18 protein-coding genes are annotated in these 22,344 nt (G+C 65.9%); 7 read left to right on the forward strand and 11 right to left on the reverse strand.

Features of this window, described 5'->3' with window-relative positions; genetic code table 11:
• Nucleotides 1–10: 10 nt before the first annotated feature.
• Entirely contained in the window at nucleotides 11–1,519 is a 1,509-nt protein-coding gene (locus AB0H86_RS03770; RefSeq protein ID WP_362432560.1) for a cytochrome ubiquinol oxidase subunit I, read from the reverse strand.
• A gap of 184 nt (nucleotides 1,520–1,703) precedes the next feature.
• Entirely contained in the window at nucleotides 1,704–2,783 is a 1,080-nt protein-coding gene (gene hisC / locus AB0H86_RS03775; RefSeq protein ID WP_362432563.1) for a histidinol-phosphate transaminase, read from the reverse strand.
• 453 nt (nucleotides 2,784–3,236) lie between these two features.
• On the opposite strand from hisC, the gene AB0H86_RS03780 reads away from it, so the two are divergent.
• From AB0H86_RS03780 to AB0H86_RS03790, 3 genes are all read left to right on the forward strand, one after another.
• Nucleotides 3,237–4,349 carry a LacI family DNA-binding transcriptional regulator gene (locus AB0H86_RS03780; protein WP_362432566.1) on the forward strand — a complete coding sequence of 371 codons (1,113 nt, stop codon included), beginning with the start codon at nucleotides 3,237–3,239 and terminating at the stop codon, nucleotides 4,347–4,349.
• Between the two features lie 267 nt (nucleotides 4,350–4,616).
• On the forward strand, nucleotides 4,617–5,699 hold the full coding sequence (locus AB0H86_RS03785) for a metallophosphoesterase (protein WP_362432569.1): 1,083 nt from the start codon (nucleotides 4,617–4,619) through the stop codon (nucleotides 5,697–5,699).
• A gap of 193 nt (nucleotides 5,700–5,892) precedes the next feature.
• Nucleotides 5,893–6,756, forward strand: a complete 864-nt coding sequence (locus AB0H86_RS03790; protein WP_362432571.1) for a hypothetical protein — start codon at nucleotides 5,893–5,895, stop codon at nucleotides 6,754–6,756.
• A 174-nt stretch (nucleotides 6,757–6,930) separates the two neighbouring features.
• On the opposite strand, the gene AB0H86_RS03795 is transcribed toward AB0H86_RS03790, so the two are convergent.
• Complete coding sequence (locus tag AB0H86_RS03795; protein ID WP_362433734.1) at nucleotides 6,931–7,059, reverse strand: hypothetical protein; 129 nt, start codon at nucleotides 7,057–7,059, stop codon at nucleotides 6,931–6,933.
• A 76-nt stretch (nucleotides 7,060–7,135) separates the two neighbouring features.
• Between AB0H86_RS03795 and AB0H86_RS03800 the strand changes: the two genes are divergently transcribed.
• Nucleotides 7,136–8,701, forward strand: a complete 1,566-nt coding sequence (locus tag AB0H86_RS03800) for a recombinase family protein (RefSeq protein ID WP_362432573.1) — start codon at nucleotides 7,136–7,138, stop codon at nucleotides 8,699–8,701.
• A gap of 138 nt (nucleotides 8,702–8,839) precedes the next feature.
• On the opposite strand, the gene AB0H86_RS03805 is transcribed toward AB0H86_RS03800, so the two are convergent.
• The 4 genes from AB0H86_RS03805 to AB0H86_RS03820 all read right to left on the reverse strand — a co-directional run bounded on the left by AB0H86_RS03805 (nucleotide 8,840) and on the right by AB0H86_RS03820 (nucleotide 12,333).
• Nucleotides 8,840–10,255, reverse strand: a complete 1,416-nt coding sequence (locus AB0H86_RS03805) for a replication initiator (RefSeq protein WP_362433645.1) — start codon at nucleotides 10,253–10,255, stop codon at nucleotides 8,840–8,842.
• Between the two features lie 235 nt (nucleotides 10,256–10,490).
• Nucleotides 10,491–10,688 (reverse strand): hypothetical protein, encoded by a 198-nt coding sequence (locus AB0H86_RS03810; RefSeq protein ID WP_362432576.1) that lies wholly within the window; start codon nucleotides 10,686–10,688, stop codon nucleotides 10,491–10,493.
• Nucleotides 10,685–11,986 (reverse strand): FtsK/SpoIIIE domain-containing protein, encoded by a 1,302-nt coding sequence (locus AB0H86_RS03815; protein WP_362432578.1) that lies wholly within the window; start codon nucleotides 11,984–11,986, stop codon nucleotides 10,685–10,687. Before AB0H86_RS03815 ends, AB0H86_RS03810 begins: the two co-directional genes overlap by 4 nt.
• Nucleotides 11,986–12,333, reverse strand: a complete 348-nt coding sequence (locus AB0H86_RS03820; protein ID WP_362432581.1) for a hypothetical protein — start codon at nucleotides 12,331–12,333, stop codon at nucleotides 11,986–11,988. Before AB0H86_RS03820 ends, AB0H86_RS03815 begins: the two co-directional genes overlap by 1 nt.
• Nucleotides 12,334–12,497: 164 nt before the next feature.
• Here AB0H86_RS03820 and AB0H86_RS03825 point away from each other — a divergent pair, with 164 nt between their 5' ends.
• Nucleotides 12,498–13,274, forward strand: a complete 777-nt coding sequence (locus AB0H86_RS03825) for a GntR family transcriptional regulator (protein WP_362432583.1) — start codon at nucleotides 12,498–12,500, stop codon at nucleotides 13,272–13,274.
• A 407-nt stretch (nucleotides 13,275–13,681) separates the two neighbouring features.
• Here the strand turns inward: AB0H86_RS03825 and AB0H86_RS03830 are convergent, their stop codons facing one another.
• Nucleotides 13,682–13,978: a hypothetical protein gene (locus AB0H86_RS03830; protein WP_362432586.1), complete on the reverse strand. Its 297-nt coding sequence runs from the start codon at nucleotides 13,976–13,978 to the stop codon at nucleotides 13,682–13,684.
• Between the two features lie 326 nt (nucleotides 13,979–14,304).
• Nucleotides 14,305–14,862, reverse strand: coding sequence for an ATP-binding protein (locus AB0H86_RS03835; protein WP_362433647.1), 558 nt, complete (start codon nucleotides 14,860–14,862; stop codon nucleotides 14,305–14,307).
• 210 nt (nucleotides 14,863–15,072) lie between these two features.
• Here AB0H86_RS03835 and AB0H86_RS03840 point away from each other — a divergent pair, with 210 nt between their 5' ends.
• A complete protein-coding gene (locus AB0H86_RS03840; protein WP_362432588.1) occupies nucleotides 15,073–16,449 on the forward strand; it encodes a sporulation protein in 1,377 nt (458 codons plus the stop codon).
• Nucleotides 16,450–16,453: 4 nt separating this feature from the next.
• Here the strand turns inward: AB0H86_RS03840 and AB0H86_RS03845 are convergent, their stop codons facing one another.
• Nucleotides 16,454–17,371 carry an aminoglycoside phosphotransferase family protein gene (locus AB0H86_RS03845; protein WP_362432591.1) on the reverse strand — a complete coding sequence of 306 codons (918 nt, stop codon included), beginning with the start codon at nucleotides 17,369–17,371 and terminating at the stop codon, nucleotides 16,454–16,456.
• A gap of 205 nt (nucleotides 17,372–17,576) precedes the next feature.
• On the opposite strand from AB0H86_RS03845, the gene AB0H86_RS03850 reads away from it, so the two are divergent.
• Nucleotides 17,577–19,748 (forward strand): tetratricopeptide repeat protein, encoded by a 2,172-nt coding sequence (locus AB0H86_RS03850; protein WP_362432593.1) that lies wholly within the window; start codon nucleotides 17,577–17,579, stop codon nucleotides 19,746–19,748.
• 579 nt (nucleotides 19,749–20,327) lie between these two features.
• Here the strand turns inward: AB0H86_RS03850 and thiC are convergent.
• Nucleotides 20,328–22,130 (reverse strand): phosphomethylpyrimidine synthase ThiC, encoded by a 1,803-nt coding sequence (gene thiC / locus AB0H86_RS03855; protein WP_362432595.1) that lies wholly within the window; start codon nucleotides 22,128–22,130, stop codon nucleotides 20,328–20,330.
• Nucleotides 22,131–22,344: the final 214 nt, after the last annotated feature.

Genomic DNA, 22,344 nt, shown 5'->3' on the forward strand with positions numbered 1-22,344 from the left:
CTCCCTCGGCCTAGTACGAGAAGGCCATCGGCTTGTCGGCGTCACGGGAGTCGCCGCCGATCTTCGTGGGCGGGTTGAGGTCGGCCTCGGTGAGCTCGGGCGGGCCGGCCTTCACGTACTTCGCGAGCAGCTTGACCTCGACGACGGCGAGGATGGCGTACAGGCTGGTGAAGACGATCATCGAGGTGAGGACCTCGCCCGGTGAGACACCGGGGGAGACCGCGTCCCGGGTCTGCAGGACGCCGTAGACAACCCACGGCTGGCGGCCCATCTCGGTGAAGATCCAGCCCCAGGAGTTGGCGATCAGCGGGAAGGCCAGGGTCCAGATCGCAATGCGCCAGTACCACGTGGTGAGCTTCGGTCCGAGCGCCTTCTTCCGGAAGAGGACCAGATGCGGTACCTCGTCGTCGCCGACCCTGAGGTGCTGCGGCAGCAGGAACTTCTTGCGGGTCAGCCAGAGTCCGGCCAGCCCGATGGCGAAGGACGACATCCCGAAGCCGATCATCCAGCGGAAGCCCCAGTAGGCGACCGGGATGTTGGGCCGGTAGTCACCGGGACCGAACTTCTCCTGCTCGGACTTGTTGACGTCGTTGATGCCCGGCACGTACGAGCTGAAGTCGTCATTCGCGAGGAAGGACAGCAGGCCGGGGACCTCTATGGCTACCTTGTTGTGGCCGGCGTCGACGTCGCCGTAGGCGAAGACGGAGAAGGGCGCGGGCGCCTCGCCGTCCCACAGTGCCTCGGCGGCGGCCATCTTCATCGGCTGCTGCTCGAACATGATCTTCCCGAGCACGTCCCCGCTGACCGCGGTGAGCAGGCCGCCGATGGCGACGGTCACCAGACCGAGGCGCAGCGAGGTCTTCATCTCGCGTATGTGCTTCTTGCGCAGCAGATGGAAGGCGGAGATGCCGACCATGAAGGCGCCGCCGGTGAGGAAGGCCGCGGAGAGGGTGTGGAAGGCCTGGGCGAGCGCGGTGTTCTGGGTCAGTACCAGCCAGAAGTCGGTGAGCTCGGCCCGTCCCTTCGCCTCGTTGATCCGGTAGCCGACCGGGTGCTGCATCCAGGAGTTGGCCGCGAGGATGAAGTACGCCGACAGGATCGTGCCGATCGAGACCATCCAGATGCAGGCCAGATGGATCTTCTTGGGCAGCTTGTCCCAGCCGAAGATCCACAGGCCGATGAAGGTCGACTCGAAGAAGAAGGCGATCAGGGCCTCGAAGGCGAGCGGGGCGCCGAAGACGTCGCCGACGAAGCGTGAGTAGTCGGACCAGTTCATGCCGAACTGGAACTCCTGCACGATGCCGGTGACCACGCCCATCGCGATGTTGATCAGGAAGAGCTTGCCCCAGAACTTGGTGGCCCTGAGGTACTTCTCCTTCTCCGTGCGCACCCACGCGGTCTGCAGTCCGGCCGTGAGAGCGGCCAGCGAGATCGTCAGCGGGACGAACAGGAAGTGGTAGACGGTGGTGATTCCGAACTGCCAGCGCGCCAGGGTCTCCGGCGCCAGAGCCAGTTCCACGTCGTCACTCTCCTTACGTCGCCGAGATACAGCGGCTCTTTGCCCCTTTTGTCACACACATCACTGGAGCAATCGGGACAGGCTTGTGAACGCGTTCACATTCACAAGCAATTATGACGCACTGACTCTCGACACTCGAAGGGGGGTCCCCCTCGCGGGAAACCCCCCTTCTCACCAGGCTTGGCTAGAGCTCCTTGTGGAACCCTTCCGCCGCCTTGAGGAAGATGTCGTTCGCCTCGGTCTCCCCGACCGTGACCCGCACGCCCTCGCCCGCGAACGGCCGGACCATCACCCCCGCCTGCTCGCACGCCTGCGCGAACTCGACCGTGCGCTCCCCCAGCCGCAGCCACACGAAGTTGGCCTGGGTCTCCGGCACCGTCCAGCCCTGGGCACGCAGCGCGTCGACCACGCGCGTGCGCTCGCACACCAGTGAGCCCACTCGGCCGAGCAGTTCGTCCTCGGCCCGCAGCGAGGCGATCGCGGCGTCCTGTGCGAGCCGGCTCACCCCGAAGGGCACCGCGGTCTTGCGCAGCGCCGCCGCCACCGGCTCATGGGCGATCGCGAAGCCGACGCGCAGACCGGCGAGGCCGTACGCCTTGGAGAACGTGCGCAGAACGCAGACGTTGGGCCGCCGGCGGTACAGCTCCACGCCGTCCGGCACCTCGGCGTCGCGGATGAACTCGCGGTACGCCTCGTCCAGCACGACCAGCACATCACCGGGCACCCGGTCGAGGAACCGTTCCAGCTCGGCCCGCCGTACGACCGTGCCCGTGGGGTTGTTGGGGTTGCAGACGAAGATCAGCCGGGTCCGCTCGGTGATCGCGTCCGCCATGGCGTCCAGGTCGTGCACATCACCCGACGTCAGCGGCACCTGCACCGGCGTGGCCCCACTGATCCGCGTGATGATCGGGTACGCCTCGAAGGACCGCCAGGCGTAGATCACCTCGTCGCCGGGTCCGGAGGTCGCCTGGATCAGCTGTTGGGCGACCCCGACCGAGCCGGTGCCGGTGGCCAGGTCGGACAGGGGCACGGCGAAGCGCTCGGACAGTTCGTTCATCAGGCCGGTGCAGGCCATGTCCGGGTAGCGGTTGAACGACGAGAAGGCTGACGTCAGGGTCTCCAGCACGCCGGGCAGCGGCGGATACGGGTTCTCATTGGAGGACAGCTTGTACGCCACCGGGCCGTCGGCCGCGGCGGGCTTGCCCGGCACATAGGTGGGGATACCCTCCAGCTCGGCACGCAGCTTGGGGCTCGTCTCGCTCACCGCAGTCCTCCTCGTGACCACCGGCGGGCGTCAGCACCACCGGCTTCCCATAACTCCTCACCTTATGAGGATTCCGCTCCGGTGCGTACAGGTGCGCGGCGACCTCGTCCCCCAACAGCCCCCCAACCTGGGACGTCTCGGTCGACATCGCAGCCGCATCAAGGGCATCACCGTACGAAGGCGTACGAATTCAGGGGCGCGGCCACATATATCTATGCGCCGGTGGCTCGCGCCGTGGCGCGCATCCCCCGTGAAGGTGAGTTGAGACCGCTTCGAAACATCCGCGACTTGGCAGGTCGGTGCACGTCGACACGTCACGTCCTGCCTTCGAATCACTCAACTACCTTATTTTCCAAGGCAATTGACCCAATGCGTCCTTGCAGAAACGTGCCTGTCAACGCGTGCATATGCGTCCGCCCTACCCCACCGCATGAGCCCTACTATCGGCTCGCCATGACAGCAGCAGGGAAGCACCAGGTGAGCCGCGCGGAAACCTCACGGCGAGGCAGTCGGCCGGGACGAGCGGGCATCAGAGACGTTGCCGCCGCCGCCGGAGTGTCCATCACGACCGTCTCCGACGCCCTCAACGGGAAGGGCAGGCTCCCGGACGCCACCCGACGCCATGTCCGAGAGGTCGCCGACCGGCTGGGTTACCGGCCGTCGGCCGCCGCCCGCACACTCCGTACCGGCAAGTCCGGACTGATCGGTCTGACCGTGACGACGTACGGGGATGAACCTTTCACCTTCACCGAGTTCGCGTACTTCGCGGAGATGGCACGGGCCGCCACCTCGGCCGCGCTCGCCCGCGGCTACGCCCTCGTCATCCTCCCCGCGACCTCCCGCCACGACGTGTGGTCGAACGTCGCCCTCGACGGCACCGTCGTCATCGACCCCTCCGACCAGGACCCGGTCGTCAGCGAACTGGTCCGGCAGGGTTTACCGGTCGTCTCCGACGGCCGCCCGGCCGGCGCGCTCCCGGTCACCGCCTGGGTCGACAACGACCACGAGGCCGCCGTACTCGGCATCCTCGACCACCTGGCCGACGCCGGCGCCCGCCGTATCGGCCTGCTGACCGGGACCTCCACGGACACGTACACCCATCTGTCGACCACCGCTTACCTGCGCTGGTGCGAGCGTGTGGGCCAGGATCCGGTGTACGAGGCCTATCCCGCGCACGATCCGTGCGCGGGCGCCGTAGCCGCCGACCGACTGCTCGCCCGGCCCGACCGCCCCGACGCGGTCTACGGTCTCTTCGACCCGAACGGCACCGACCTGCTCGCCGCGGCCCGCCGCTACGGACTGCGCGTACCGGACGACCTGCTTCTGGTGTGTTGCAGCGAATCCACCGTGTACGCCAACACCGAGCCGCCGGTCACCACGCTCTCCCTGAAGCCGCGCCGTATCGGCACGGCCGTCGTCCAGCTCCTCATCGACGCCATCGAGGGGGTCGAGTCGGACCAGCCGGTCGAGCAGGTGATACCGACCGAACTGATCGTGCGTACCTCGTCCCAGCGGCGGCCGCCGCGGACGACGGTCAGCCCGCCGCGGTCGCCCGAGGAGGAGTAGCTCCGCAGCGGCCGGGCGGACGGCACGCGCGTGCAAGGGGACGGGGCAAGGGCCGTCGCAGGGCGCTGCGACGTTGGTCACGGGGTGGCCGAAGACCTGCCCAATCGGGGCGAAAGCCGCGATGAACTGGAGTCTTGCTTCGATTCACCACCCCTGGGTCATCACACGGCGCGATCCGCATTCCTATGATGGGCCCACGACACCGCGGGCCGCTGCGACCAGGCAGTCCGATGCGGTGCAGATGCGGCGCGATGGTGGAGGGGTCTGATGACTCAGGGGGCCGGTCAGGGACCCGAGGTGGAGCGGACGGCGACGTTGCGCGACTTCCGGGTGCCCGCGTACGTCCATGAGACCGGTCCGTACCCGCAGGGCGTGCACACCGGTGACACGATCAGCCCGGTCGAGGAACCGGTGGAGCACCCGGAGGGCTACACCCCCACGGAGCGCGACCTGCCGGTCATCAACCGGGGGGACACGCTTCAGACGGCCGTCGACCCCGAGTCCGTCCCGGCCCCGCAGCCGACGGCCGGTCCCGGTCCGCTGTTCGTCGTCGGAGACGTGCACGGCTATCTCGACGAGCTGGTGGGCGCCCTCCAGGAGAAGGAGCTCCTCGACGCCGCGGGCAACTGGTGCGCGGGCACCGCCAGGCTGTGGTTCCTCGGCGACTTCACCGACCGCGGCCCGGACGGCATCGGCGTCATCGACCTCGTGATGCGGCTGTCCGCCGAGGCCGCCGCGGCCGGCGGCTACTGCAAGGCGCTCATGGGCAACCACGAGCTGCTGCTGCTCGGCGCCAAGCGGTTCGGCGACACCCCCGTCAACTCAGGCGCGGGCACCGCCACCTTCCAGGCGGCCTGGCTGCTCAACGGCGGTCAGAAGACCGACATGGACCGTCTCCAGGACCACCATCTGCAGTGGATGGCCCGCCTCGATGCCATGGAGGAGGTCGACGGCCATCTGCTCGTCCACTCCGACACCACCGCCTACCTCGACTACGGCGACTCGATCGAAGCGGTCAACGACACCGTCCGCGAGACGATCGCGCGCAATGACGCGGACGAGGTGTGGGACGTGTTCCGCAAGCTCACCAGGCGCTTCTCCTTCCGCGACGAAGGCGGCGCCGACCATGTGCGTTCTTTGCTCGATATGTACGGTGGCACCCGGATCGTTCATGGCCACAGCCCCATCCCGTACCTCCTGGGCGAGGTCGGCGCCGAGGACGGCGAGGACTCCTCCGGTCCCGTGGTCGAGGGACCGCATCTCTACGCCGACGGACTCGCCATCGGGATGGACGGCGGCGTGACCATGGCCGGAAAGCTGCTGGTCCAGCAACTGCCGCTGGATATCTGAGCGTTCACAGGGCAGGCGTTCCCCCACGGAGGACCGACAGACGACGGCACTGGCCACGGGGCATTTTCGGTAAACCCCCTGTCACGCCGTGCCGTCATCGCTCTACCATCGGCTTATCCGTAGCAGGCTCCCCTCCGTTTCTGCCCGACGGCTCGTCAGCGTGCGAGCCCCAAGCCCTACGGAGCATCGGGGGATGCACATGAACAGCGTTCCGCAGCACCTGCTGAGCGAGGACCGCCAGGAATACGAGCGGATCCTCGATGAGGCGCTGCGCTCCGCACCACACCACCCGGAACTGACCGCTGTCGGACAACGGCTCAATCCGGAACAGCTGCGCACCATGGCGCTCAACGCCACCGCACTCATCACGGCGGCCGCGGCGACCGAGTACCAGCACTACGTGAAGGTCCGCGAGGAACTGCGCCACCCCGCGCCGTCCACCCCGTCGTCCAACCGCGAAACCGGATCCGCGGATCCGGACACCGGCGCGATGGGGCTCGCCACCACCATGGGAGAGGTCGCCGAGACCGCCGGCGCGGGCGCCATCGCCGTCGTCGCGGTCCTGGCACCCGTCCTTGCCGGAACCGCCGCGGCGATCTTTCTGCTCGTGGGCTACATCCTGAAGATGCTCGACCCCGAGCCGGCGTTCGCCCAGACCATGCTCACCACCGGATGGGTGTTCGGCGCCGTGACAGCAGCCGCGATCCTCGTCGCCGCCGTCGGGCTGCTGCTCACCGCCCTGCGCAACAGGCCCGCGCTCGCCGCCGGACCGTACGGCGAGATAAGCGCGGAGGTGACCCGGGCCAGGGAATCCTGGCGCGAGGCCCTGCTGGAGCGCGGCATCCTGCCGTTTCTGCGAGAGGCGCTCGCGGACCCCGGCACCGCCACACTGGGCCGTACGTCACCACCGGCGCCGACCAGCCGCATGCCGCACCTGGGCTACGGCCGGCCCGGCTTCAGCAGCCCGGACGACGGCTCCGGCAGCGCGCGCCCGAGCTTCACGAGCCCGGACTACTCCAGCCCGGACTTCGGGGGGCCGGATCACAAGCCGGAGTAGCAGCCGGCACAGCCCCTCGGCTTGCGCCCCCACCCAGGGGAGCGCAAGCCGACGACCCGGCATCGGGCTCCGCCCGACGAGCCGGCGTCCGCCATCCCCTACGGCCATCTGAGGTACCTCAGCCGGGCGTAGCAGTGGGTGCTCCAGCCCCGCCTGTCCGGAAGGGCTGCCGGGTCAGTCCGTGATCGGCAGATACACGCGGTTGCCCGCCGCCGCGAACTCCTTCGACTTCTGGACCATGCCCTCCTCGATCTCCTCCGGGCTTCCACCGTGGCGGCGACGGATGTCGTGGGAGATCTTCATCGAGTAGAGCATTACTAGAACCCCACATGCGCTACGGTCGTTCCAGCAGCCCAGACATGGACCGAGGGGGAACACCGTGGGCAAGCGCGAAGAGCTGGTCAGCAAGCTGCGAGGGGTGCCCGACGGACTGCCGTCCGTCGAGGAGGTACGCGCCATGCTGGCCGCCGATCCGAATCTCAAGTGCGTCGTGTGCTACGCACGGATCTCGTTCGACGGCCGGGTGAAGGACGCCCACGGCATCGAGGATCAGCACCGCGACATGACCGACACCGCCCGTAGATTCAGGTGGCTGGTCGTCTACCGCTACACGGACAACGACAAGAGCGCCAGCAAGGAGAGCGTCGTTCGCGACGACTTCGAGCAGCTCATCGCCGATCTTGCCGCGGGGACGACTCCGGAGGGGTACCCGGTCCACGGCGTCATGGCCGTGAACGACGACCGCCTGTACCGGCGCCCGAGCGACTGGGAGCGGTACTTGAAGGCGTTCACCTCACACGAGGGTCGCGTGTACCACGACTCGAACGGCCTCCAGGACCTGTACGCCGAGGGGTTCGAGATCAAGGGACTCGTGGGAGTCGCCATGTCCCTCAGCGAGACGAGGAAGAAGCAGCGGCGCAGCAGGAACAGCCACCGCAGCCGGGCCATTCGCGGACAGGCGGTAGCGGCTTGGCGTCCCTTCGGGTGGGACGACGACAAGGTTACGTTGCGTCCGGAGGAGGCCGAGGCCATCCGGAAGGCCGTGCACGACGTGATCGGCGGAGCGTCCATCTCGGAGATCACCCGGCAGTGGAAGGAGGCCGGGTTCATCACGAGCCGCGGCAATCCCTTCCAGTACCAGACGGTGAAGCAGGTCCTGGTGAATGCCCGTCTCTGCGGTTACCGCGAGATCAACGGTGAGATCGTTCGCGACGGCGACGAACAGCCCATCGTGGGCGAGTGGGAAGCGATCATCACCCCGAAGCAGTGGTTCGCTGTCACGGCCAAGATCAGGGAGCGGGGCGGCGGCACGGGGATGCCGCGCGGTGGCTTGGTCCACAAGTACCTGCTGACCAACATCCTGCGGTGCGGCAACGTCCTGGAGGACGGCACGGTCTGCAACAACAAGATGATCGGTATCAAGGCGAACGACTGGCTCAAGTACAAGCACGCCTACATGTGCAAGAAGACCGTCGACGGTGGCTGCAACAAGACGTACAAGCGTGGCGACAAGACGGACGAGGCCATCGAGGAACTGGTGATCGCCAAGCTGGAGCGGGACGCCGCCACCAAGGCTCAGGAAGTGCCGGACTGGGACAAGGCCGATGTGCTGGAACGGACCCTCCAGAGCCGCCGGGAACTGGAGCGCCGTTGGCACGACGACGAGGACACGGACATCGACGATGAGACGTTCTTCCGCAACCTCCCTGTCCTCGAACGGCGGATCAAAGAGCTGCGCGCAGCCGAGAAGGCGCACGAGGCCTTGAAGGCCGAGGCCGACGAGGCCAAGGAGGACGTCAGGAAGTCGTGGGGGTCGAAGACCATCACGCAGAAGCGCGAGGCGATCAAGAAAGTGCTGAGCACAGTGATCGCCTCGCCTGGGGGGAAAGGCAACAAGACGTTCGATCCCGATCTGCTCAAGCCTGTGTGGCGGACCTCCGGATGAGCCGAAGCCCGAGGATCTCCCCCACGCTCCGCAACTGATCATCGGAGAGCGGGGGAGACTCGCGTAGCTGCCGCTCGATCCACGCCTGCACTGCCGCTTTCTCTCGCTCCGCTCTGTCTGCCCTACTCGAAGGCACACTCAGACGGCATCACCGCCAGCCGGGAGGGATTCGCGCGCGGCAACTCGATTCAAGGCGAGTTCTTCGGCGACTCCGGCGGCGATCAGTGCTGCACCGGGGGTGTGGCCGGAGCCGACGTAGCGCCAGTGGGCATCCGTGATCGTGTCGGGCATGTCGAGGTGGCCGACGTGGTGTGCGCGTTCAGCGCGGAGTGCCGCGTACGTCGTCGAGTACGCACGCGACTTGGTCAGGATGTGGCCCCGGTAACCGAGCGTGTGGGCCCAGGTGCGCAGGTGCAGGGGCGCGTACTCGGGGAGGCCGCCGAGGCGCCAGCAGGTGCGCATGAGGTCGCGGACGTGTCCGCTCACGGGTGCCGTGTCGATGTCGGCCGAGGCCATGAGCTTGTGGTCAGTGCCGGCGCCTGTCTCTCTCGCCCCTTTGGTGACGTACTTGGCGACGTACGCGGCTACGGCGTCATCGTCGGGCCCGTCACTGTCGGCGCGCAGTTGCCGGATGTCGATCTGGGATCCCCAGCGCAACACCAGTTCACCCACGGCAGGGCTGTACGGGGTGCGGACCAGGACCCGACCGGCCGAAGCCCGCACGGCATCGGTGAGCCGGTCGGCAGTGCCCCAGGCCGGGGGATCATCAGCCGGTCCGTCCGGGCCGTCGAGCCGGACGACGGCGTGCACGTGGACCGCCGCCCGCTTCTGGTACTCGGCGACGCGGGCGAAGGACAACCGCGCGTGCTGGGCGAAGCGGGACTGCACGATGCTGGCCGAGGAGGCGAGACGGCGTCGGACGTCGATGACAAAGCGGTCCCACAGCTTGGAGGCGTGCGCGTGCCACAGCACGTGGCCGGTGTAGTCGTAACACTCCGGGCAGAGAGGTTGGCCAACGAGTAAATCTGCCACGCCGTGAACGGCGCCGCAGCCGAGGGAACGGCCGTGCGTGCAGGCACCGCCACCGCGACGAGGCCGGCACAGTTCCCCAGTCCGGTGGACCGGCCCGAAGGACGGGGCGGTGAGGGTGACGAACAGGCGGGGCCGGGTGCGGACAGTGGCGGGGACGTTCTTGCCGCCGAGGAGGCCCGCGCGGACGAGGTGGAAGGTGTCGCCTGCGTGGAGCCGGGAGCAGGCCGGGCAGATGGTCGCGCGGCGGTTGCGGCAGCGGACGAGGAGGCGTTCGCCGGGTTCGCTGCGGGTGTCGTAGTGGCGGAGTATCTCGCCGGTTGCCCCATCCAGGACGGTGGTGGAGCCGGTCAGGTGGACGGGGTGGGAGCAGCCGCCAGTTGCGGTGATCTGGTCCAGCCAGCGGCGGAAGTCGGGGTCTTGGGCGATGCGGATTGCGTCGCGGTCTGCTTCGGGGAGCTGACGCAGGCGCGCCGCGCGGTCGAGGGCGGCGCGCCTGTCAGCCGGGGTGAACTCCGGAGTGATGGTGGTGACCTTCCGCGGTGGGCCGCCGTAGCGGCACGGATAGTTGGTGGTGCGCCGGTGGTCATGGGAACCACGTCCTTCCTGATCAGTGGTGCGGTGGGTTTATCGGATGGTGCCGGCGCCCCGGCAGACGCGGCAGCGCCGCAGCCGTCCGGTCCACGTCCTCCGGGCCCCATCGCCCTTGCAGTGCGGGCACCTCACGCGAGGCATAGGCATGACGTCGTGTCCTTCCTGCTCAGGTGTGGGAGAAGCCGCTGACGAACCAGGTCACGAGACCGTGGACGGTGTAGATCACGGGGGTCTGGCCGAGGTAGACGCCGAAGAGGCCGACGCAGACCGCCTCCCAGGCGCGCACGTCGCGGGAGCGGACGAGGAGGACGGTGATGATCCCGAAGATCACCGCGAACGTGAACGCCGTTCCTTCGCTGATCACTTGACGTCTCCTTCCAGCACCGCAAGAGCGCGGTCTACGGCGGGCAGTTCCGGGGTCAGGGCGGAGTGCTTCCGGGACGTCGCTACGGCCTCATCCGTCGGCGTCATGTGTGAGCGGGCACGGCTCCAGCCGCCGTCCGGGCCGGTACACACGGCCACGCCCCGTTCCTCCGCTGTGATCGCCTGCGCGACCGCGACGGCGTCCTTGTTGAGGTCGCCCAACGTCATCTCGGCGGTGCCGGGGTCGTTGACGCGGTGGCAGATCCGGCCGCCGAGTTGTGCGCGCAGGGCAGTAACGCCGGGGCCGAGGTCGGAGCCGACCCGTTGGCCGGCAACGACCAGGTGCAGGCCGAGCGCGGCCCCGAGTTGGGCCAGGCGCAGCAGCAGCGTGGAGCACTGCTCTGCCTCTGCCTTGCCCTCCCGCGTGCCGTCGGACAGATACAGCTCCGCGATCTCGTCCACGAGCACCACGACCGGTATGGGCCGTAGCTTGTCGGGGAGCTCCCAGGTCGAGCGCACTCCGGCCGACCGGCACACGCTCATCCGGTCCTGCATGTCGACGACGAGCGCGGAGAGTACGGCGACCGCTTCGCGCCTGCACGTCGCCAGCGCGCTCAACCGCCCTACGAACAGCCCGAGTTCCATGCCGCCCTTGCAGTCGATGCCGACCAGGGCGACCGGCTGCGGGGCGAGTTGGGTGATGAGCCGGGCCAACAGGGTGGACTTGCCCGATCGGGTGGCCCCGGCGACGAGCCAGTGCGGGACGAGCCGCAGGTTCATCACCCAGGCACCATCGCTCTCCAGGGCACCGATGAGTGCGGACAGCAACTCGGCAGGTGCGGTGGCTAAGCCGGGCCGCTGAAGCGGGTCGCTGGCCATGGCGGTCAGTAGAACCAGGCCGCGTTCCGGCGACGTCACCCGCACCGCGTGCACCTTCCACGCGTGCACCAGCGCGTCAGCCGCCTTCATGTACGTCGCCGGAGTCTGCCCCGCGTGCAGCCGCACGCTCACGGTCAGGCCCATGCGGGTGGAGCGCGGGAAGGAGATCCGAGGAGCCACCGGCCGCAGCGGATCGCCCTTGACGACCAGGTCCCCGAGCAGCCCGCGCGGCGGGCGTCGGGAGACGGCGAGGTCGTTGAGCATGGCGACCTTGCGCCAGGTCGCCAGCACCCGGCACGCGGTGACCGGGTAGCCGACGAGGTACCAGTGCCAGGCCGGGCGGCGCCGGCGCACCAGGTCGCCGATGACGAGCAGCCAGGCCAGCACGGCGAGGCCGAGCGCAAGCAGGGTCGGTCCCATCACGCGTCACCGCCCTTGCCCTGCATGGGAGTTCCGCGCTCCGGGGTGATCGCGTCCGCACGGAAGCTGACGCCGTGCCGGTCGCCCATCGCCCACATGAACGCGGTCAGGCCGGTAACGCGGACGATCTGTCCTTCCTCGATTCCTTTCGGCTGGCCGCTCACGGCGATCTCGATGACGGAGATACGGCGTCGGTCCTGTCGCACGGTGACCGCCACGGTCCAGACCGGGTTGCCGTCCCGGTCCCTCTTCACCTCCTGCGTGTCGGGGTTGGTGAGCTTTGCTTCGGGCGCGATGGCGCACCGCAGTACGCCGAGCCGCGCCGTGTCCACGGGAATGGACTGCATTGTGTTGGCCTCCCTGGCCAGTCAGAAAGTCAGTGATGTACTGACGTCACTTGTCCTTACGAGTTACGACTATGAGGCGCTGTACGGCAGGAGTGCAACTGCTTATGCTGACGAGTGATGTCGCGCGTGCGACGTGCCTACGACCTCACCCCGGAGATGCCGAGATGTCAGAGATCCAGCGCCCCGGAGCCCTCTACCAACAGGTGGCCGCCGCGATCCGAGAGGCGATCCTGTCCGGCGAGTTCGCGCCCGACTCCCTGTTGCCATCCGAAGCTCAGCTCATGGCCCGCTACGGCGTTTCGCGGCCGACCGTCCGCAACGCCATCGCGGCACTGCGCGCGGAAGGTCTCATCGACGTCCGCCACGGCAAGGGCAGCTTCGTACGCTCCAGCGGACAGCCTTTGCTCATCATCGAACGCCGCATCAGCCGCACCGCCGAGGGCAAATTCGTGATGCCTAACGGCGACATCTGGCAGGAGGCCGAGGAGCCGAGCACCTACCGCACCCGCACAACGAAGGTCACCGGCCGACTCCTCCAACTCGACGAGGAAGAAGCCCTGTTCGGGTGCGACCGATTGCTCATCGATCCAGGCACCGGCACGCGCGCGATGCACCGCACACTGATCCCCTTCGAGGCCGCGGACGGCATCCGGATGCTTGCAGAGGAGCCCCGCACGCGCCCAGCAGCCATCTACCGCTTGCTCACCCAGGACGGCCAGCTGACATGGACCGAGACGGTGAGCGCCCGCATGCCGCTGCCCGACGAGCGGACCACGCTCAAGCTCCCGGACGCCACACCGATCCTGCACGTCGCCCGCGTCACGCACGACACCGACGACCGCCCGCTGTTCCTCGAAGAACTTCGCTTCGGCGCGGACCGTGCCGAACTCGCCTACCGGATCACCGCCGACAAGCAGCCCGCGCAACGCGCCCGCACCTGAGCGCCAACCGGCATCGGTCGAAACAGCCTTCACTTCCTCAAGGGCGCGCCTGCGGCGCGCCGGGCCGCCCGGCCGCCTCGGCCGGGCGTGCGGCGTGGCCGCCGGTCCCGTCCGGTCGCCCGACGCCCCCACCCGCAGCACGCCCAAGGAGTCCAGGCGTCGAGCCGCCCTCGCAGGCCGGGTCGTGGTGGGCTGGGGGTCGACGACCGCCGAGACTTTAGGCAGCTCCCCTGGGGCGAGCCTCGAAGAACAGGGGGCCGATCGGGCTATTGCGGGCAGCTCCAAGGACTGCCCGATCCGCTGGCGAGCGTAAGGCCCCCTGTTCACTCGCCCCATGGCAGCTACCGCCCAAAGTCTCCGCGGCCGGCGACGTGCCCACGCGCACCGCTCACCCGCGGAAACACCCCTCATCGCGCACCGCCATCGCCATTGGCGAGCGCCTCCAGGAGCCCGGCGAGCCGTTCCACCACGTCCGGCCAGCCCGCCAGGCGTACAACTCCGCGCCCGTCCTCGTTCGTGGACGCGACGGCCCGTACGGCGGACAGCTCGAAGCCCGCACTCAGGAGCGCGCTGTTCAACCGGTCCGCAGCGTTGCGCGCCCCGCGCCAGCCCTCGATGTAGTCGACACCGGACACCCACAGCCCGGAGTCAGCACCCGTGACATCAAGACCGTCGTTCAGCCGGTCCTCACCGGAGCCAGTCACCCTGTCCACCTCTGCCCTGATCTAGGTAACGGATCGTCAACTTCCTTGTGCCAGGGCCAGAACGCAGCACGACGGCCCCGGTACCATCAGGCACCGGGAACCGCCGTGTTCCCAGCCGGGCCACCCTTCGCTTTCCAGGGCTGATGGGGTGGCCCGGTCTCGGTTTTCGGTTGTGAAGCGCGGCCCCTCAGCTGGGAGGGGAGCCCCCATGGGCAGGAGGAGCCGCGCCGCTGGCCGGAGTGGGTCAAGACTCCGGCCGGTGTCCGGGCCGCCGCCAACTCCCGATCGCGAGGGAGCCAAGCATCATGGCGACGACCCGGAGATCATCAGACGGGTCCGTAATCAGCCCCGCCCTCCAGGTCGAAGCGGCACCAGACGGTCTTGCCGCCCTGTTCTCCCGGCGTCCACCAAACCGCCGTTGCCACCCGCTGGGCGATCATCAGCCCACGACCACTGTCGGGTAGGACCGCTTCGGCCAGCTCCCCCGCCAACTCCGGCGAGAGCATGTCCCCCATGGGAAGCAGCGGAGGAGTCGAGTCCTCATCCGCGACCCCGACGAAGAGCCACTTCGGATACAGCTTGAACTTCACGTCGATACGCCGACCCCCACCCGGACGGGCCAGAGGGCGATCCGGCACGGCATGATTCACCACATTGCCGACCAGTTCCGAGACGGCCAACCGAGCGTCGTCCACGATCTCGTCTGCTACCGCGCCTCGAAGAAACACGGAGGTCGTGTCGCGCGCGACGCGTGCCGTGCCGCTGGACTCGGCGAAGAGCGTCAGCGCCAGGAAGTGCCCGCCAGAGCACGGATCCGGCACCACGAACCAGTGGGCGTAGGCGTCCAACTCGCTCGCCACGTTCTGGGCTTTCCCCGCATCCATCACGTTCCCTTCCGAGCCGGCGACGGCCCTCACGTCATTACTTGCTGCACGCAAGCCAGTACACGGCGGAAGGTGCGTGACCGGGAGCGTTCACCAGGGGGTTCACGTGAACACCGGCAAACGGAAGGGGGTTCACCAATGAACCCCCTGATGTCAGTGGGCTGTGCCACGATGGTTACTCGCCGTCATTTCTCGGGTTGGCAGGGGAGCATGAGCCGAGAGCGGAACGCGCAGTTAATCGCCGCTATGGACGAAGCGAAGGTCTCGAACAAGGGCCTCGCGAAACGCATGAAGGACGCCGCAGCACAACGTGGCATCTCCCTCGGAACGACTCACGTCGCCGTACAGCGATGGCGCGAGGGCTCAGGTATCCAGCCCCGCACGGCCGCGATCATGGCAGATGTTCTGAGCACCAAGCTCCGCCGCAAGATCACGCCCGGAGACCTCGGATTTTTCGACCTGTCGGAGCCCTCTGCACCGCAGGCGGTCGGCTACCCGAGCACTGTCCCCGACGTCCTGTCGATGCTGGACGGTCTCGCTCAGGAGCGCGCCGACACTCCCAGCCCCGGGCAACTGGTCGTTGCGGAGGCCGACCTCAGCTCCGCCGTCCTGTCCTGGATCGTCGCCCGCCCCGACGGCATCCAGGCCGACCGGCCCTCCTCACAACGCGTCGGCATGCGCGACGTGCGGGCGGTCAGAGAAGCCGCCAGCACGTTCATGCAGCTCGACTTCAAGTACGGCGGAGGCCACGGCCACCGAGCGCTGCGCCACTATTTCCGCCACGAAGTCCTGCCGCTACTCGATGCCAGCTACAGCGAGCGCGTAGGCAACGAGCTCTTCAGCGCCGCGTCCGAGGTCTCACAGTTGCTCGCCTGGACCGCGTACGACGCAGGAAACCACCGCCTCGCGCACAAGTACCTGACCTCCACGCTGCGCCTGTCGCAAGTCATCGACGACCGAATGTTCGGCGCCCGCATCCTCGGTAACCTCAGCCACCAGGCGAACTATCTAGGCAACCACGCCCAAGCGATCCAACTTGCTCGCGCGGCCGTCGCTGGCGCCAAGGGTCGAGCAACCCCGCGCGTAATGGCCCTGAACTCGGCAATGGAGGCACGCGCCTGTGCCAATGCCGATGACCCTATCGCCGCCGGCCGAGCCATGAACGAGGCAGAGCGCCACTTCGAGCGCGCCGACACCGGCGAGGATCCGGCGTGGCTGGGCTACTTCGACTCAGCAGAACTTATGGGTGAGCTGTGCCACTGCTTCCGAGATCTCAGGATGCGCCGCGAGTCGGTCAAGGCCGCACAGCGCGCGGTCGACGACACCGACCCCAAGTACGCCCGCACCCTCGGGTTCTGCCGCATGGTGCTCGCTCAAAGCCACCTGCTGAACGGAGAGTTGGAAGCCGCCGTCACGACAGCCAGCTTGGCCGTGGACGGCGGCGACACACTCCAGTCATCCCGCTTCCGACGCTACGTCACAGACTTCCAGACGGAGGTCACCGCCCTGCACGCCGGGAACCCGACCGTGACCGCGTTCAACGAGCAGGTACGGGAGGCGATGGCTCGTCTGGAGGACGACGATTAGCCCGTCACCAGGGGCACCAGTCCCTCGGGTCGTCATCATTGCGCAGCCCGGCGATACGGCGCTGATATTCGGCCGCGGTCGCCTCATCCTCTTGTACGTTCTGCATAAGCCACGTCGTCATGCCGAACTCTTGGATCCTGCGCAGGGTGTTGTACCCGTGCCAGTCGTACAGGTCGCGCCCATACGCGGCGACGAAGTCGCCGTACTGCTCGTCGGTCTGCCACCCGAGACTGTGATGCTCAGTGGCGGTGACCATCAGATCCCACTCTGGGTGATCGAAACAGAAGGCTTCGAAGTCGATCAGGATCACTTGCCCCTGATCGTCCACCATGAGGTTCTGCACGTGGGCGTCACCGTGGACCGGGCCTTTGGCAGTCTCGAAGGTCAACTCCCCGTACTGCTCCTTGAGTTCACGCCACCTCTTACGCAGGAAGACCTTGTCATCCTGCGGGACCACGGCGCGGTCGAGCCTCAGCTCTTGTTTGTGGAAGGGGTTGAAGGTCGGCAGTTCAAGCCCGTCCGGCACGTAAAGGGCATGCAGGTCGCGCAGCACCCGGCCCAGCTCTCCGTACGTCGCCTTCCGGTCCCCCTCCACGATCAGGCGCCAGAAGGTCACGGGATGCCCGTGGATCAGGAACGGCTGTTCCAGCCCTTCAACGAGACGAGCAGCCGGAAACCCCTCATCAGCCAGCCAGCGCGAGACGCCCACCTCGACCTGCGCTCGTGGCATCCACTCTTCCCCACGCGCCACACGCACGATGACCGGCGCGGACGCCAACCGAAACAGCGCGTTCTCCCCAAGCCGGATCAGATCCGCGTCTCTGTCATCGAGCCCCGCAGACCGGCACGCGGCAACCATCACCCGCGTCGCCCCCGCCGACGTGAACCCCTCTTCCGAACCCCGAGCAGCCTCAGCCGCCATGCCCGAACCAGCTCCCCTAGTCGCGCGCGATCAACTGACGCACAACTACAGGTGACCAACCTGTCGCACGCCAGACACTTACCCGACCGTACCCGTGCAGGACACCGCGCACGAGCGCGTCTTCAAACCCGGATTCCACGCCCGATACCAGATTTTCAGCCGCTTCACACCCTCTTCCCGTTCTAACCCAGAAAAGGACGCTCGCATGCATAACGAGATTAAAGGCGGCACATACTTCAACACGGTAATTCAAGGGCAAAACGTGACGATTGAACTGCCCTCGGCAATTATCCCAGCCTTGTCAGGATTGCCTCGCCGATCCTCGACTTTCTCCGGGCGCGAGCAAGAAATAAACGAAGTAATTAACAAGCTAGCACCATCTGGTTCGAGCGAAGATTCCATAGTCGCTATCACCGGAATGGCCGGGGTAGGCAAGACTGAACTTGCTTTGCAGGTAACCCACAGAGTCACACGAGAACTCGGCTGGTTCCCCGGAGGGGCTCTGTTCATCGATCCGATGGGTTACGACAGAGATCGACGGATCGAGCCGAGCGAAGCGCTCGGAAGTTTGCTAAATTCACTAGGAGTTCCGAATGAATCCATTCCGGAAGAAACTCAAGATCGCGCCAGATTGTACCGCTCTGCTCTTACGGCATACGCCCAACGCGGGCATAGAATCCTGATAGTCATTGACAATGTAGATTCTGCCGATCAGGCGTCACTGTTGCTCCCTAGCGATGGAATCAATGCCGCTCTTGTCACCTCCCGACACACGCTTTCCCTGGGCGCCCCAATCTGCGATCTAGAAATCCTTTCACCAGAAGATTCGACAAATTTGATTCGTTCGGTTGTACAGAAAATCAGAGGAGACCGCGACAGTAGAGTAGACCAAGAGCCCGAGGAAACTTTTAGGCTAGCCGAATTGTGCGGCCGGCTCCCCTTGGCTCTGCAGATAGCTGCGGCACTTCTTGCAGACTCCACAGGTCGCCCAGTGAGAGATTTGGCCGGCGAGCTGGTTGACTCTCATTCCAGACTAGACACTCTCGAACGCGAAGACCGAACTGTTCGCGCGGTGTTTGACCTGTCATACAGGAACCTGCCAGATGACCATGCAAGCGCATTCCGCTTGCTTCCAATTAACACTGGTCCAGATGTCTCAACTCAGGCCATATCTAACCTTATTGGCCGTGAGCCGCGTGAAACAGGACGACTACTCGAGTTTCTTGCGCGAGCGCACTTGATCGAGAGCAGCAATAAGTGGGGACGCTGGAGGATGCACGATCTACTACGGCTCTACGCAGACGAAAAGGGTGTATCCAATAAAGAGGCGGACGGAAGAAGCGAAGCCATTCGTCGCCTGATCAACTACTACGCAAATACATCAGAGAAGGCCGACTGGATCCTCAGAGATAGAGCATCAAAGGCGGAGGTGCGTCGCTTCCGCGACAGGAATGGAGAGGCCTCAGAATGGTTTCAGGACGAGGAATTTAATCTAATTTCGACAACATCACTTGCAGAGCAGGAGGGCCTATTTGATGGCGCCTATCAAATATCTATGAATCTTGGGCTGTATCTGGATCTTCGCAGGAGAGTGACTGACACGGTAAAGGTAGCTACTGCCGCTCTCAGAGCTGCCCGGAAAGCCAAGAATGTCGATTGGCAAGCCAGGTCTCTCAGCCATGTAGGGCTCACCCTTTCAAGTATAGGACGATTCAATGAGGCGATTCCGATGCTCCAAGAGGGGATCATTCTTGCGCGCAAGGCACAGAACGTAGACACAGAGTGCGATCTCCTTATCGCCCTGGGGATGGCCCTGAGAAGCGTTAACGGTCCCGATTCGGGAATAGCTGCACTAAAACGCGCCCTGGCGATTGGGGAAGCTACGAAGAATCCACTGATTACTGGGACCGCGCTGACCAACTTGGGCAGCTTGCACCGTGAGTCAGGAAGGTTCATTGAGGCTGCCGAGGCATACGCTCGATCCATCGACTACCACAACCTCAGCGGAGACCGCAGGAAGCAGGCTTCAGGGCACTCCGGTCTCGCGGCGACACTTTCACAAATGGGCAAGATAAAAGAGTCGATCCCACATTTCAAAAAGGCGATTGAAATCTATCAGAAATTGGGAGATCGGCATGGGTTGGCTATTGCTCTAATGAATCTGGGAAATGCCCGCATGAGAGCAGGTGAATTTCAAGATGCTCGCGACATTTTGAATCGTTCCCGAAATTACTATCAAGAGAGTAACGACCGCCGCGGCGAAAGTATGGTGCTGCTAAACCTGTCGGTCCTTGAACGTGATGCGGGAAATCTGACCCAATCCCGAGCCTATCATTCGATGGCGCAAGAACTTTTGCGAGGGCAGGAACTCTCGTAGAGACTGGATCGTTTTAAGGACTGGAACTTAGACCAGGAGGGGAGTGCGGGATGGACCCGATCTCGGCATCGGTACTGGTGGCTCTGGCAGGAGGTGCGGGGGGCGAGGCCGGACGACAAGTTTGGGGTGCGTTGACTGGCCTGGTGCAGCGCCCGTTTCGGCGTGGTGAGGACGACTCACCAACGGCTCCTGGAGTGAGCTCTGCAGAACCTGAGCTGATTCGGCTTGATCAAGTACCGACCGATCTTTCCCGCGCAAATGCCCTCAGCGTAGCGTTGGCCGTGCGTGCTGCACTGGACGCGGAGTTCTCACACGAGCTGCAGCAGTGGTGGGAGCAGGCGAAGTTGGTGCGGACGGGAGACGGAGAGGTAACGAACACGATCAGTGGCGGCACTTTCAACAGCCAGGTGAACCAAGGACGAGACTTCTCTGGCTTCTCCTACACCCAACCTCCGCTTCCGCCGACAAGTGCAACGAGGCAGAGGGAAGACTGACGTACGCACCGCCCCGGCGGAAACAGTGCGTGGTTTCTGCGCCCCTGGACTGGTCAGGGGCGCAGAAACCAGGTGCATGGGACGCTCAGTCAGCAAGCGGCAAGTACACCCTGTTCCCGCTAGCCGCGAACTCCTTGGACTTCTGGAGCATCCCCTCAGCGACCTCCTCAGCCGTCGCCCCGGCAGCCGCAGTACCGCCGAACTGCTTTGTGATGCTTTTGCTAATCTTCATCGAGCAGAACTTGGGCCCGCACATGGAGCAGAAGTGAGCCGTCTTGGCGGGCTCGGCCGGCAGTGTCTCGTCGTGGAACTCCCGTGCCGTGTCCGGGTCCAGGGCGAGGTTGAACTGGTCCTCCCACCGAAACTCGAAGCGGGCGTCGGACAGGGCGTCGTCCCACTCCTGCGCACCTGGGTGCCCCTTGGCGAGGTCGGCTGCGTGGGCGGCGATCTTGTAGGTGATGACGCCGGTCTTGACGTCGTCACGGTTGGGGAGGCCCAAGTGCTCCTTGGGCGTGACATAGCAGAGCATGGCCGTGCCCCACCAGGCGATCATCGCGGCACCGATGCCGGAAGTGATGTGGTCGTACGCCGGCGCGACGTCCGTCGTCAGCGGGCCGAGCGTATAGAACGGAGCTTCATCACAGATCTCCTGCTGAAGGTCGATGTTCTCCTTGATCTTGTGCATCGGGACATGTCCCGGGCCTTCGATCATGGTCTGCACATTGAAACGCTTCGCGATCCGGTTGAGTTCCCCGAGCGTGCGCAACTCCGCGAACTGCGCCTCGTCGTTGGCGTCCGCGATGGAGCCGGGCCGCAGGCCGTCGCCGAGCGAGTACGTGACGTCGTAGGCGGCGAGGATCTCGCAGAGCTCCTCGAAGTTCTCGTACAGGAAGCTCTCCTTGTGGTGCGCGAGGCACCACGCGGCCATGATCGACCCGCCGCGCGAGACGATGCCGGTCTTACGGTTCGCCGTCAGCGGCACGTACGGCAGGCGCACGCCCGCGTGGACCGTCATGTAGTCCACGCCCTGCTCGGCCTGTTCGACGACCGTGTCCTTGTAGATCTCCCAAGTCAGATCCTCGGCCCTGCCGTTGACCTTCTCCAGGGCCTGGTAGAGCGGCACCGTGCCGATGGGGACGGGGGAATTACGCAGCACCCACTCGCGGGTGGTGTGGATGTTGCGGCCTGTGGACAGATCCATGACCGTGTCAGCGCCCCAGCGGGTCGCCCAGGTCATCTTCTCGACCTCCTCCTCGATGGAGGACGTCAACGCGGAGTTGCCGATGTTGGCGTTGACCTTCACCAGGAACCGCTTGCCGATGATCATCGGCTCGATCTCCGGGTGGTTGACGTTGACGGGGAGCACGGCCCTGCCCGCCGCGATCTCCTCCCGGACCACCTCGGGGGAAACCTTCTCCCGGACGGCCACGTACTCCATCTCGGGTGTGATCTCGCCCCGGCGGGCGTACGCGAGTTGAGTGACCGCGTTCCCGTCGCGACTGCGGCGCGGCAGGCGGGGGCGTCCTGGGAAGACCGCGTCGAGATTGCGCAGGCCCCCTCGGGGCGATGTGTGCTTGATCCCGTCGTCCTCGGGGAGGGCGGGTCGGCCCGCGTACTCCTCGGTGTCGCCGCGGCCGACGATCCAGTTCTCCCGAAGGGGCGACAGGCCCCTGCGGACATCGGTCTCGACCAGCGGATCGGTGTACGGGCCGGACGTGTCGTACAGCGTGACCGACCGCCCGTTGGTGAGGTGCACCTGTCGGACCGGCACCCGCAGATCGGGGCGCGAGCCCTCGATGTACGCCTTGTGCCAGCCGATGGACTTCCCGGCCTCCTTGGACTCTTCGTCCTGAACGGAGGCAGGCGTGCGTGTGTCCTTGTTGGTCATGTGACCTACTCCCTACGCCGGCATTACCCGGTACCAGGTTCGGCGGTCGACGCAGCGGTTTCCGTCTGCCAACATTTCGTGTGGAACATCACTCGCTTGTGGCGATGTTTCATGTGAAACATGGATGAGACGGAGGTCAGCGCCCTCTCAGCCCGGTGCTCCGAGCTCCCGCGTGTTCAAAGGTGTCTCCACGCTAGCGTCAATTCGGGCGCGG

The organism is Streptomyces sp. NPDC050997 (assembly GCF_040660135.1).
GTDB lineage: Bacteria > Actinomycetota > Actinomycetes > Streptomycetales > Streptomycetaceae > Streptomyces.

Bases quoted from the DNA above. Each gene is read 5' to 3' on its own strand.
- AB0H86_RS03845 (WP_362432591.1), bottom strand. From the start codon at position 17,371: ATGGCGGCTGAGGCTGCTCGGGGTTCGGAAGAGGGGTTCACGTCGGCG.
- AB0H86_RS03790 (WP_362432571.1), top strand. From the start codon at position 5,893: ATGCACATGAACAGCGTTCCGCAGCACCTGCTGAGCGAGGACCGCCAG.
- AB0H86_RS03820 (WP_362432581.1), bottom strand. From the start codon at position 12,333: ATGCAGTCCATTCCCGTGGACACGGCGCGGCTCGGCGTACTGCGGTGC.
- AB0H86_RS03795 (WP_362433734.1), bottom strand. From the start codon at position 7,059: ATGAAGATCTCCCACGACATCCGTCGCCGCCACGGTGGAAGCCCGGAG.
- AB0H86_RS03825 (WP_362432583.1), top strand. From the start codon at position 12,498: ATGTCAGAGATCCAGCGCCCCGGAGCCCTCTACCAACAGGTGGCCGCC.
- AB0H86_RS03815 (WP_362432578.1), bottom strand. From the start codon at position 11,986: ATGGGACCGACCCTGCTTGCGCTCGGCCTCGCCGTGCTGGCCTGGCTG.
- AB0H86_RS03780 (WP_362432566.1), top strand. From the start codon at position 3,237: ATGACAGCAGCAGGGAAGCACCAGGTGAGCCGCGCGGAAACCTCACGG.
- thiC (WP_362432595.1), bottom strand. From the start codon at position 22,130: ATGACCAACAAGGACACACGCACGCCTGCCTCCGTTCAGGACGAAGAG.
- AB0H86_RS03835 (WP_362433647.1), bottom strand. From the start codon at position 14,862: ATGGATGCGGGGAAAGCCCAGAACGTGGCGAGCGAGTTGGACGCCTAC.
- AB0H86_RS03840 (WP_362432588.1), top strand. From the start codon at position 15,073: ATGAGCCGAGAGCGGAACGCGCAGTTAATCGCCGCTATGGACGAAGCG.
- AB0H86_RS03850 (WP_362432593.1), top strand. From the start codon at position 17,577: ATGCATAACGAGATTAAAGGCGGCACATACTTCAACACGGTAATTCAA.
- AB0H86_RS03785 (WP_362432569.1), top strand. From the start codon at position 4,617: ATGACTCAGGGGGCCGGTCAGGGACCCGAGGTGGAGCGGACGGCGACG.